Below are 10,869 nucleotides of genomic sequence, written 5' to 3' on the forward strand. Positions count from 1 at the left end.
CGACCTGTTCCTCGCCGTCTCCGAGCTCGGGCTGGAGGCGCTGATCGACGTCGCCGCGGCCGCGCTCGCCCAGATCCGCGCCGCGCGGTGACGCGGGACGGCCCCGGAGCCGTCCCGCGCCGACCGGGTCACTCCCCGCGCGAGAGCAGCGCGTGCGTCTCCGCGATCTTCTGGCGCGACTTCGGCTCGGCGACCACCCGCGCCGCCCCCGCCGAACCGGCCGTGCCCGCCGTCCCCGCCACGTCGGCCGCGTACCCCCAGTGCCCCGGTCCCGCCGCCGGCTTGGCGGGCGTGAACAGCCACACCCGCAGCACCTCGTCCAGGTCCACCCCCGACACCGACTCCGCCAGCGCCTGGAAGTCCTCGATCGTCGCGTCCCCGAACCGCTCCTGCGCCGTCCACCGCTTCAGCACCGCGAAGAACGCCTCGTCCCCCACCGCCGTCCGCACCGCGTGCACCGCCATCGCGCCCCGGTCGTACACCGCCCCGTCGAAGATCGCGCCCGCGCCGGGCTCACCCGGCAGCACGGTCCAGAACGGGTCGTCCGCCGGGTGCAGCCCGTACAGGTGGTCCGCGTTCTCCGCCGCCGTCCCCTCCCCGGTGTGCTCCGACCACAGGAACTCCGCGTAGCTCGCGAACCCCTCGTTCAGCCAGATGTCCCGCCACCCGCGCACCGACACCGAGTCCCCGAACCACTGGTGCGCGATCTCGTGCGCCACCACGTACGTGTTCGCCCCGCGCCGGAAGAACGCGCTGTCGTAGGTCGGCCTGGTCTGGTTCTCCAGCGCGAACCCGATGCCCGGCGCGACGACCCCGCCCACGCCGGTGAACGGGTACGGGCCGAAGCTGCCCTCCAGGAACTCCACGACCTCCGGCGTGCGCTCCACGCTCGCCCGCGCCGCCGGGCCGTCCGCGCCCAGCCGCTCCGAGTACGCCGTCACCGACGCCTGCCCGCTCGGCGCGAGCGAGTGCCGCACCTCGAACTGCCCGATCGCGACGAACGCCAGGTAGGTGGCCTGCGGCTCCAGCTCGCGCCACCGCCACCGCGTCCAGCCGTCGATCTGCTTGACCGTGCCCTGGTACAGCCCGTTCGAGAGCACCTCCACCCCGTCCGGCACGGCCACCGACACGTCGAACGTCGCCTTGTCCCTCGGGTGGTTGTTGCTCGGGAACCACCAGGGCGCGATGTCCGGCTGGTCGATCGCGAGCGCCCCGTCCGGGGTGCGCTTCCAGCCGGTGAAGCCGTCCACGGCGTGCCGCGACGGCACGTCCGAGTACGCGACCACGATCGTCAGCTCGGTCCCGGCCGGGAGCACGCCGCCCGGCGTGACGGTCAGCTCGCCGTCCGGCGCCCCGGAGTGCGCGGCGACGCGGTTGTTCACCCGGACGGAGGTGACGTCCAGCAGGAAGTCCAGGTTGAACGCCGATAACTCCTCGGTCGTCCGCGCCAGGACCGTCGTCGTCCCGGAAAGCCGGTCGGTTCCCGGTTCGTACCTCAACCGGACGTCGTAGTGCGACACGTCGTACCCGCCGTTCCCGGCTCTCGGGAAGTAGGGGTCTCCGATGCCGGGGGCGCCCGGCGCGGCGGCGCCCGCGACCCCGCCGAGCAGCAGCAGCGACGACGCGAGCGCGACGCCGGTGACGAGCTTCCCCCTCAGGGGCACTGTCAGGGACATGCGGCCGAAGCTAACGAGCGCGGTGAGGGCGGGAATCCGCCGTGCGGAGGTTTTCGGCGCGCTTTCCGGCTACTGGACCGCGCTTGACACCGCGGTCTTCACCTTTTTGTGCAGTTCGCGCAGACCGGCCCGCTCGGCCCGGACCTCCACGACCCTGACCCCGCTCGGACGGGTGATCTCCGACCGCAGCTCCTCGGCCGACCCGGCGAGCACGTGCGGCACCCCGTGCGCCGCGCACAGCGCCGCCAGGTCGGTGCCGTGCGGCGTGCCGAAGACCCGCTCGAAGCTGTCCGCGTGCTCCGGCGCGCCCTGCTCCAGCAGCGCGAAGATGCCGCCGCCGTCGTCGTTGAGCACCACCACGGTCAGGTCCGGCCGCCGCTCGTGCGGGCCGATGAGCAGGCCGTTCGAGTCGTGCAGGAACGTCAGGTCGCCCATCAGCGCCGTCGTCGGCCCGCACTCCAGGGCCAGCCCGATCGCCGTCGACACGCTCCCGTCGATGCCCGCGACGCCCCGGTTGGCGCGCACCACCACGTCCGGGCGCGGCGGCGCGGCGAAGTCCACGTCCCGCACCGGGTTCGACGAGCCCAGGAACAGCGCGGACCCCGGCGGCAGCGCCTCCACGACCGCGCGCGCCACGTGCATCCCGGTCGGCCACGGCTCGTCCGCCAGCAGCGCGGCCACCGCGTCGCCCGCCGCCTTGTCGGCGTGCCGCCACGCGGTCAACCACTCGTCGTCCACCTCGTGCGCGCCCGGCGCGAGCGAGGCCGACACGTGCGTGGCGGAGAACTTCGGGTCCGGCCAGTCCGCCGAGGCCGTGACCACGTGCACCACCGGCGTCGACCCCAGCAGCGCCTGCACGCCCCTGGACAGCGTCGCCCGCCCCACCACCACGACCGCGTCCGGGCGCAGCCGCTCGACCAGCGGGCCGGCGTTGAGCAGCAGCGACCCGTGCTGCACGGTGCGGCCGGGCGCGGTCGGCTCGGCGAGCACCGGCCAGCCCGCGCGGGCCGCGAGGTCGCACACCGCCTCCACGTCCGCGGCGCCCGCGTCGCCCAGGACCACCAGCGTGCGCGGCCCCAGGTGGTCGGCCGGGTGCGGGGCGGTCGCCGAGCGCGGCGCGGTCCGGGTCCACGGCTGGTCGAACGGGCGGCCCTCCAGGGGCTCCGCCCAGTCGCCGCCCTCGGGCGTCAGCGGCTCGCGGAACGGCACGTTCAGGTGCACCGGCCCGCCGTCCCGCGCCGCCGCGACCGCCCGGCACACCAGCGAGCGCCACAGCGCGTTCTGCCCGGCCCGCCGCTCGGCCACCGGGAGGTGCAGCGTCTCCAGGCCCAGCGCCCCGTCCTGCCGCACGGTCTGGCTCGCACCCGCCCGGTGCAGCTCCACGGGCCGGTCGGCGGTCAGCGCGATCAGCGGGACGCCCGAGTGCGCGGCCTCCAGCACGGCCGGGTGCAGGTTCGCCACGGCGGTGCCGGACGTGCAGGTCACCGCGACCGGCGAGCCGTCGAGCGCCAGGCCCAGCGCGAGGAAGCCCGCGCTCCGCTCGTCGATCCGCACGTGCAGCTCCAGCCGCCCGGCCACCGCCGCGTCGTGCAGCGCGAACGACAGCGGGGCGTTGCGCGATCCGGGGCTCAGCACGACGTGCCGGACGCCGTTGCGCACGAGTTCGTCGACGAGCACCCTCGCCTGAGCGGTGGACGGGTTCACCCGGTCATTGTCGCCCAGCCGGGGAGCGGTCGAACTCCGGGCCGCGTTCGGGGCGGGGCAGGCGCGCGGGTGTCGTGGCAGCTCAGGACGGTTGTCCCCGGATTCCGCGCCGGAGGTGCAAGGGCAGCTCAGGGGCCGCGCGGGCGGTCCCGGCCGACCGCCCGCGACCGCGTCCGCCCGGCCCGGCGCGGTCAGGGCGCGGAACCGGCGCGTGTCGCGGATCTCAGCCCCCGTGCGGGCGATCGGCGCAACGGGCCGGGCGGCGGGGGCTCGCCCGCCGCCCCGGTGGACGAGCACATAAAGTCGCCCACGTGGCAGACCAGGTTGTTTCCGAGCTGTTCGACCCGACCCGCTGGAAGCCGGTGGAGGGGTTCGACTTCACCGACATCACCTACCACCGCGCCGTCGACCAGGGCACCGTGCGGATCGCGTTCAACCGGCCCGAGGTGCGCAACGCCTTCCGCCCGCACACCGTCGACGAGCTGTACCGCGCGCTCGACCACGCCAGGATGAGCTCCGACGTCGGCTGCGTGCTGCTCACCGGCAACGGGCCGTCGGCGCGCGACGGCGGCTGGGCGTTCTGCTCCGGCGGCGACCAGCGCATCCGGGGCCGCAGCGGCTACCAGTACGCCTCCGGCGAGACCGCCGACACCGTCGACCCGGCCCGCGCGGGCAGGCTGCACATCCTGGAGTGCCAGCGGCTGATCCGGTTCATGCCCAAGGTGGTGATCGCCGTGGTGCCCGGCTGGGCGGCGGGCGGCGGGCACAGCCTGCACGTGGTGTGCGACCTGACGATCGCCAGCGAGGAGCACGCCCGGTTCAAGCAGACCGACGCCGACGTCGGCAGCTTCGACGGCGGCTACGGCAGCGCCTACCTGGCCAGGCAGGTCGGCCAGAAGTTCGCGCGGGAGATCTTCTTCCTCGGCCGGGCCTACAGCGCCGCCGAGATGCGCGAGATGGGCGCGGTCAACGCGGTCGTGCCGCACGCCGAGCTGGAGTCCACCGCGCTGCAGTGGGCCAAGGAGGTCAACGGCAAGTCGCCGACCGCCCAGCGGATGCTCAAGTACGCGTTCAACCTGATCGACGACGGGCTCGTCGGGCAGCAGCTGTTCGCGGGGGAGACCACGCGGCTCGCGTACATGACCGACGAGGCCGTCGAGGGCCGCGACGCGTTCCTGGAGAAGCGCGACCCCGACTGGTCCGACTACCCGTACCACTACTGACCGGCGAGACCGGCCGAGGAGGTCAGATGACGGCGCTGGACGAGGTCCGCGCGGCGCTCGCGGGCGAGGTGGCGCTGGGCGTCGACCGCGCCAAACTGGTCGGCTGGGAGCGCGGGGCGGCGCTCGCCGTGCCCACGTCCGGGTCGACCGGCGACGCCAAGGAGGTGCTGCTGGCCGCGTCGGCGCTCACCACGTCGGCCGAGCTGACCCACGACCGCCTCGGCGGCGTCGGCACCTGGCTGCTCGCGCTGCCCACCGGGCACATCGCGGGGATGCAGGTGCTGGTCCGCTCGGTCGTGGCAGGCACCGAGCCGGTCGTCCTGGACATGGCCAGCGGGTTCCGCGCGGCCGGGTTCGCCGCGGCCTCCGCCGACCTGCTCGACCGTCCGGGCAGGCACTACACCTCGCTCGTGCCGACCCAGCTGGCCAGGCTCGTCGCAGGCGACGGGCCGGGGCTGTCCGCGCTGCGCCGCTACGACGGCGTGCTGATCGGCGGCGCCGCCACCCCGCCCGCGCTGCTGGAGAAGGCGCGCGACCTCGGCGTCGCGGTGGTCACCACCTACGGCATGAGCGAGACCTCCGGCGGCTGCGTCTACGACGGGACCGCGCTGGACGGGGTCCGGGCGCGGATCGCCGAGGACGGGCGCGTCGAGCTGTCCGGGCCGGTGCTCGCCCTCGGCTACCGGGGCGGCGAGCGGTTCGGCGAGTGGTTCCGCACCGGTGACCTCGGGCGGTTCGACGGCGACCTGCTGGAGGTGCTCGGCCGGGCCGACGACGTGATCGTCAGCGGCGGGGAGAACGTGCCCCCGGTGCTGGTGGAGCGGGTGCTGGCGGCGCAGACCGGGGTGCTGGAGGCGTGCGTGGTCGGGCTGCCCGACCAGGAGTGGGGGCAGGTGGTCGCGGCGGCCGTGGTGATCGCGCCCGGCGCCGAGCCGCCCGACCCGAACGAGCTCATCGCGGCCGTGCGGGAGAGCGCGGGACGGGTGTCCGCGCCCAAGCGGGTCGTGTTCCTGCCCGCGCTGCCGCTGCGCGGGCCGGGGAAGGTCGACCGGGTCGAGGTCGCGAAGCTGCTGGCCTCCATCGGGTGATCTCCTCGGGTGAACGGGGATCTCCGGTTGCCGCCGCGGGCGGCCGGGGTTCCCCTCCAGGGGGTCGGGCGCGCGCGAACCGGAGCGCTCGCCGGGAGCCCCGAGGAGGACCCGAATGCCCAGGCCTCGCCTCGTGCCGCTCGTCGCGGCCACCCTGCTGACCGCCCTCACCGCCCCGGCCCAGGCGCTCGCCGCCCCGGTGGGGCCGTGGACCGCCGACCTGACCGCCGTGGACGGCGACGACGTGGGCGTCGCGGCGGGCGGCGGGGTGCTGCGGCTCGCGCCCGGCGCCCGCGAGGGCTACCTGCTGCTCGCCCCGCGCGAGCTGGCCGGACCGGTGGCGGCGGTGGCCGCCGAGGTCGACGGCTCCGCGCCGGAGGGGACGGCGGTCGAGGTGGACGTCCGGGTCGCCGCCGGGGACGGCGCGTGGGGCGAGTGGCTGCCCGCCGGGAGCCCGCTCCCCGCGGGGACGCGCACCGCGCAGGTCAGGGTCGCGCTCACCGCCGCCGCGGGCGCGGGGAGCGCCGCCGCGGGGCCCGAGGTGCGCTCGGTCCGCCTGGTCCCCGACGCCGCCGACGCCACCGCCGCCAGGGCCGCGCGGGACGAGGCGGCGCGCGGCGTCGTGAACGGCACGACCTACCGGGTGTTCGCCACCCGCGAGGGCCTGGTCGGGGGCACCACCGCCAACGGGCACGTGATCACCGAGCGGGACCACTTCGTCGCCCTCCCCTCGCGGCGCGGCCTCTCGCCCAGGGGCACCGGCTCGTACACGGTCCAGGTGTGCGCGGACAACGGCCGCTGCGAGTGGGCCCCGGTGTGGGACGTCGGGCCGTGGAACACCAAGGACGACTACTGGAACCCGCCCGCCACCCGCGAGTCGTGGAAGGACCTCCCCCAGGGCGTCCCGCAGGCCCAGGCCGCCTACCTGAACGGCTACAACGGCGGCAAGGACCAGTTCGACCGCAGGGTGCTCAACCCGGCGGGCGTCGACCTGGCCGACGGGGTGTTCTGGGACGGCCTCAAGCTCTCCGACAACGACTGGGTCACGGTCTCCTACCTGTGGACCGCCTCCGGCCTGACCGGCTACGTGCGCACGGGCGGCGACGGCCCGCTCAACGTGCGCGGCGCGGCGTCCGCGACCGCGCCGCAGGTCGGCATCGCGGCGGACTACGCGCAGGTCAGGGTGCTCTGCCAGCTCAGGGGGCAGAGCGTCACCGGTCCGGAGGGCACCTCGAACCTGTGGTACCGGATCGCCACCGGCAAGTACGTCGCCAGGGCCTACGTCACCGGGGTCGTGGGCGCCAAGCTCTGCTGAGAAGGACCTGGCAGCGGGCCGTCCGCCGCCATGTCGGAGGATTGCGGCCATGGCCACCCTCGCCCAGTGGATCTCGGGCACCCGTCCGCGCACGCTGCCCAACTCGATCGCCCCCGTGCTGGTGGGCGCGGGAGCGGCGTTCCACATCGACGCGTTCGACGCGGTGCGGACCCTGCTGGCGCTGCTCGTGTCGATGGCGCTCCAGGTCGGGGTGAACTTCGCCAACGACTACTCGGACGGCATCCGGGGGACCGACGCCAACCGGGTCGGCCCGTTCCGGCTGGTCGGATCGGGTGCGGCGCAGCCGAAGGCGGTGCGGAACGCGGCGTTCGCGGCGCTCGGCGTCGGCGCGCTCGCCGGGCTGGCGCTGGTGGCGCTGTCCGGGCACTGGTGGCTGATCGCGTTCGGCGCGGTGTGCATCGCGGGCGCCTGGTTCTACACCGGCGGGAAGAAGCCCTACGGGTACGCCGGGCTGGGCGAGCTGGCCGTGTTCCTGTTCTTCGGGCCCGCCGCCGTCCTCGGCACGCTGTACGTGCAGGCGGGGGAGGTCACCGGCATCGGCATCGGCGGCTCGGTCGCGATGGGCGCGTTCTCCACCGCGGTCATGGTCGCCAACACGCTGCGGGACATCCCGACCGACCTCCAGGCGGGCAAGCGCACCATGGCCACCACCCTGGGCGACCGGGACACCCGCTACCTCTACCTCGCGCTGGTCGTCGTGCCGTTCGTGATCACGGCGGCGAACGGGGTGCGCGAGCCGCTGGCCCTGCTCGGCTTCCTGTCGCTGCCGCTGGCCGCGCTCGGCGCGCGCCGGGTGCTCAAGGGCGACAAGGGCAAGGCGCTGATCCCGGTGCTGCGGGACACCGGGCTGGCGATGCTGCTGTGGGCGGTCGCGACGGCGGGCGCGCTGGTCCTCGGCTGAGGCCCGCGCGCCCGGCCCGCAGGCCCCCGCCGCTACCAGGCGTCCTCGGTGAACGAGGTGGGCGCGTCGTCGTCGTCGCGCGGGGCGCGCTTCGGCGGCGCGGGCGGGCGCTTCTCGCCGACGCACAGCTCGGCGAGCTTCTCCCGCTCCACCTCGAACGCCGCCCGCACGCCCCGGTCCGCCCCGGCCTCGCCGCTGAGCACCTCGCGCCAGCTCAGCGCGCCGCGCGCGATCCGGTCCTGGAGCGCCCGCAGCTCGGGCGAGGCCTCGGGGGACTTCGCGTAGGCGATGACCCGCTTGATGTCCTCGGCCGACGGCTCCCGCCCTGGCCGGGCCTTCGCGGCCTCGCGCGCGATCCGCTCCGCGTCGGCGATCGACCTGGCGAACACGTCCTCCGCCGTCACCACGTCCGGCGTCCGCCACCCGCTCACCCGGTCCCCCTCCCGCCTGTGGACAACTTCCGCATCCGACGCGCCGAACGGACGATCAGTTCCAGGTCTCAGGACCAGGTCCCGGTGGACCGGAAGCGCACCAGGGTCTCCAGGTGCGGGGCCAGGTCCATGCCCTGCTCGGCCACCCACTCGTCGTCGTAGTAGGTGTTCGCGTACCGCTCGCCGCCGTCGCACAGCAGCGTCACCACGCTGCCCTCGCGCCCGTCCGCGAGCATCTGCGCGACCAGCTGGAACGCGCCCCACAGGTTCGTGCCGGTCGACCCGCCGACCCGCCGCCCCAGCACCTCCTCGACGTGCCGCGCCACCGCGATCGACGCCGCGTCCGGCACCTTGATCATCCGGTCGATGACCTGCCCGACGAACGACGGCTCCACGCGCGGCCTGCCGATGCCCTCGATCCGCGAGCCGCGCGTGCCGACCAGCGTCGGGTCGCTGTCGCGCCAGGCGTCGAAGAACACCGAGTGCTCCGGGTCGACCACGGCCAGCTTCGTGCGCAGCCGCCGGTAGTGCACGTACCGGCCGATGGTGGCGCTGGTGCCGCCGGTGCCCGCGCCGACCACCACCCACTCCGGCTCGGGGTGCCGCTCCAGCGCCATCTGCTGGAACACCGACTCGGCGATGTTGTTGTTGCCCCGCCAGTCCGTGGCCCGCTCGGCGTGCGTGAACTGGTCCATGAAGTGCCCGCCCAGCTCGGAGGCCAGCCTGCGGGACTCGTCGTAGATCGCGCCCGGCGAGTCCACGAAGTGGCAGCGCCCGCCCTGGCGCTCGATCAGCGCCACCTTCTCCGCGCTGGTCGAGCGGGGCATGACCGCGATGAACGGCAGCCCGAGCATCCGGGCGAAGTACGCCTCGGACACCGCCGTCGACCCGGAGGACGCCTCGATCACCGGGGTGCCCTCGACCACCCAGCCGTTGCAGATCGCGTACAGGAACAGCGACCTGGCCAGCCGGTGCTTCAGCGAGCCGGTGGGGTGCGTCGACTCGTCCTTCAGGTACAGGTCGATGCCCCACGACGGGGGGAGCGGGAACGGCAGGAGGTGGGTGTCGGCGCTGCGGTTGGCGTCGGCCTCGATGATGCCGACCGCCGAGCACACCCAGTCCCTGGTGCTGCCGCAGCAGCGGTCCACCGAGTCGGTTGAGCTGTTCACGGGGCGCACGATAGCCCGCACCGACTAGTTTCTGCCTGTGATGCCGATCGTGGGGTGCGTGCTGGCAGGCGCGGTGGGCGACGCGCTGGGCGCCGCCGTCGAGTTCAAGCCGATGGACAAGATCAGGGGGATCTACGGTCCCCAGGGCGTGACCGGGATGGAGGACCTGTACGGCGCGCCGGGGATGATCACCGACGACACCCAGATGCTCCTGTTCACCCTGGAGGGCCTGCTGCTGGCCAAGCGCGGCGGCGGGAACCCGGTGCTCGCGATCCAGGCGGCGTACCAGCGCTGGCTGCACACCCAGGACAAGGAGATGCGCCCGGACGGCCTGGTCGAGGAGGCGCCCAAGGGCGGCTGGCTGGTCGACCTGCCCGCGATGAACGCGCTGCGCGCTCCCGGCAACACCTGCCTCACCGCGCTGCGCTCGGCCCGCAGGGGCAGGGCGAGCAGCCTCGAACGGCCGCTCAACGACTCCAAGGGCTGCGGCGTGGTGATGCGGACCGCGCCGATCGCGCTGTGGTCGGACGACCCGTCGGTGGTGTTCGAGATCGCCGCCCGCACCGGCGCCCACACCCACGGCCACCCGAGCGGCTACCTGTCCGGCGGGGTGAGGGCGGTGCTGGTGCAGCAGCTGCTGCTCGGCGAGAAGGACCTGGTGCGGGCCGCGCAGCGGGCGCGGGCCGAGCTGGTGCGCTGGCGCGGGCACGAGGAGCAGGCCGAGGCGCTGGACCGGGCGATCCGGATCGGCACCGGCAAGGCGAAGCTCACCCCCGAGCTGATCGAGGGCGAGCTGGGCGCGGGCTGGGTCGGCGAGGAGGCGCTCGCGATCGGGCTCGCCGCCGCGCTGGCCGGGAAGGACATGCGGGAGGCGCTGCTGCTCGCGGTCAACCACTCCGGCGACAGCGACTCGACCGGGTCGGTGTGCGGCAACCTGCTCGGGGCGCGCGACGGCGTGTCCGCCATCCCGCAGGACTGGCTGCGGCAGGTGGAGCTGGCGGCGATGATCGAGTGGCTGTGCCGCGAGGCCGACGAGGCGTTCGCGCCCACCGGCACGGGGTGGGGCGGGCAGGGCTGGGGCTGAGCGGGGACCGGCTAGCGGGGACCGACCGGCGGGGATCGACCGGCGGGGCGACCGGGCCTGCCTGCCGGTTGACCAGCGCTGATCACCCGCCCGCGCTTGCCGCGCCTGCCCGCGCTACCCGTGCTGCCCGCCCACCCGGCGCTCGTCGCCGAGCCGCGCCAGACCTCCGCGCCCGCGGCCTCCCGTCCGGCGCCCCCTCGACCCGCCCTACAGCCCTTCCAGGGCCTCGCGCATCGGCAGCGTCTTGGCGTGCGCCT

9 protein-coding genes are annotated in these 10,869 nt (G+C 74.9%); 5 read left to right on the forward strand and 4 right to left on the reverse strand.

The genetic code is table 11. From position 1 onward, the window contains the following. Positions 1–128 precede the first annotated feature (128 nt). Both ACTUAL_RS09615 and menD read right to left on the reverse strand, forming a co-directional pair. Positions 129–1,676, reverse strand: a complete 1,548-nt coding sequence (locus ACTUAL_RS09615; protein WP_440900016.1) for a M1 family metallopeptidase — start codon at positions 1,674–1,676, stop codon at positions 129–131. A 69-nt stretch (positions 1,677–1,745) separates the two neighbouring features. Then, positions 1,746–3,380, reverse strand: coding sequence for a 2-succinyl-5-enolpyruvyl-6-hydroxy-3-cyclohexene-1-carboxylic-acid synthase (gene menD / locus ACTUAL_RS09620; protein WP_440900017.1), 1,635 nt, complete (start codon positions 3,378–3,380; stop codon positions 1,746–1,748). A gap of 311 nt (positions 3,381–3,691) precedes the next feature. Here menD and ACTUAL_RS09625 point away from each other — a divergent pair, with 311 nt between their 5' ends. The 4 genes from ACTUAL_RS09625 to ACTUAL_RS09640 all read left to right on the forward strand — a co-directional run bounded on the left by ACTUAL_RS09625 (position 3,692) and on the right by ACTUAL_RS09640 (position 7,928). Beyond that, the gene (locus ACTUAL_RS09625) at positions 3,692–4,603 is read left to right on the forward strand and encodes a 1,4-dihydroxy-2-naphthoyl-CoA synthase (RefSeq protein ID WP_015805376.1); all 912 of its coding nucleotides are present in this window, start codon (positions 3,692–3,694) and stop codon (positions 4,601–4,603) included. Positions 4,604–4,629: 26 nt separating this feature from the next. Beyond that, positions 4,630–5,691, forward strand: coding sequence for an o-succinylbenzoate--CoA ligase (gene menE, locus ACTUAL_RS09630; protein ID WP_440900018.1), 1,062 nt, complete (start codon positions 4,630–4,632; stop codon positions 5,689–5,691). A 115-nt stretch (positions 5,692–5,806) separates the two neighbouring features. Continuing rightward, a complete protein-coding gene (locus tag ACTUAL_RS09635; protein ID WP_440900019.1) occupies positions 5,807–7,006 on the forward strand; it encodes a hypothetical protein in 1,200 nt (399 codons plus the stop codon). Positions 7,007–7,055: 49 nt separating this feature from the next. Then, the gene (locus ACTUAL_RS09640; protein ID WP_096497204.1) at positions 7,056–7,928 is read left to right on the forward strand and encodes a 1,4-dihydroxy-2-naphthoate polyprenyltransferase; all 873 of its coding nucleotides are present in this window, start codon (positions 7,056–7,058) and stop codon (positions 7,926–7,928) included. Between the two features lie 32 nt (positions 7,929–7,960). Here ACTUAL_RS09640 and ACTUAL_RS09645 read toward each other — a convergent pair whose 3' ends face one another. Both ACTUAL_RS09645 and ACTUAL_RS09650 read right to left on the reverse strand, forming a co-directional pair. Then, positions 7,961–8,359 carry a hypothetical protein gene (locus tag ACTUAL_RS09645; protein ID WP_096497203.1) on the reverse strand — a complete coding sequence of 133 codons (399 nt, stop codon included), beginning with the start codon at positions 8,357–8,359 and terminating at the stop codon, positions 7,961–7,963. Between the two features lie 68 nt (positions 8,360–8,427). Further along, positions 8,428–9,507: a PLP-dependent cysteine synthase family protein gene (locus tag ACTUAL_RS09650; protein ID WP_096498113.1), complete on the reverse strand. Its 1,080-nt coding sequence runs from the start codon at positions 9,505–9,507 to the stop codon at positions 8,428–8,430. Between the two features lie 61 nt (positions 9,508–9,568). Between ACTUAL_RS09650 and ACTUAL_RS09655 the strand changes: the two genes are divergently transcribed. Next, entirely contained in the window at positions 9,569–10,612 is a 1,044-nt protein-coding gene (locus ACTUAL_RS09655) for an ADP-ribosylglycohydrolase family protein (protein ID WP_440900020.1), read from the forward strand. The last annotated feature ends 257 nt before the right edge of the window (positions 10,613–10,869 follow it).

It is taken from the genome of Actinosynnema sp. (genome assembly GCF_052038725.1).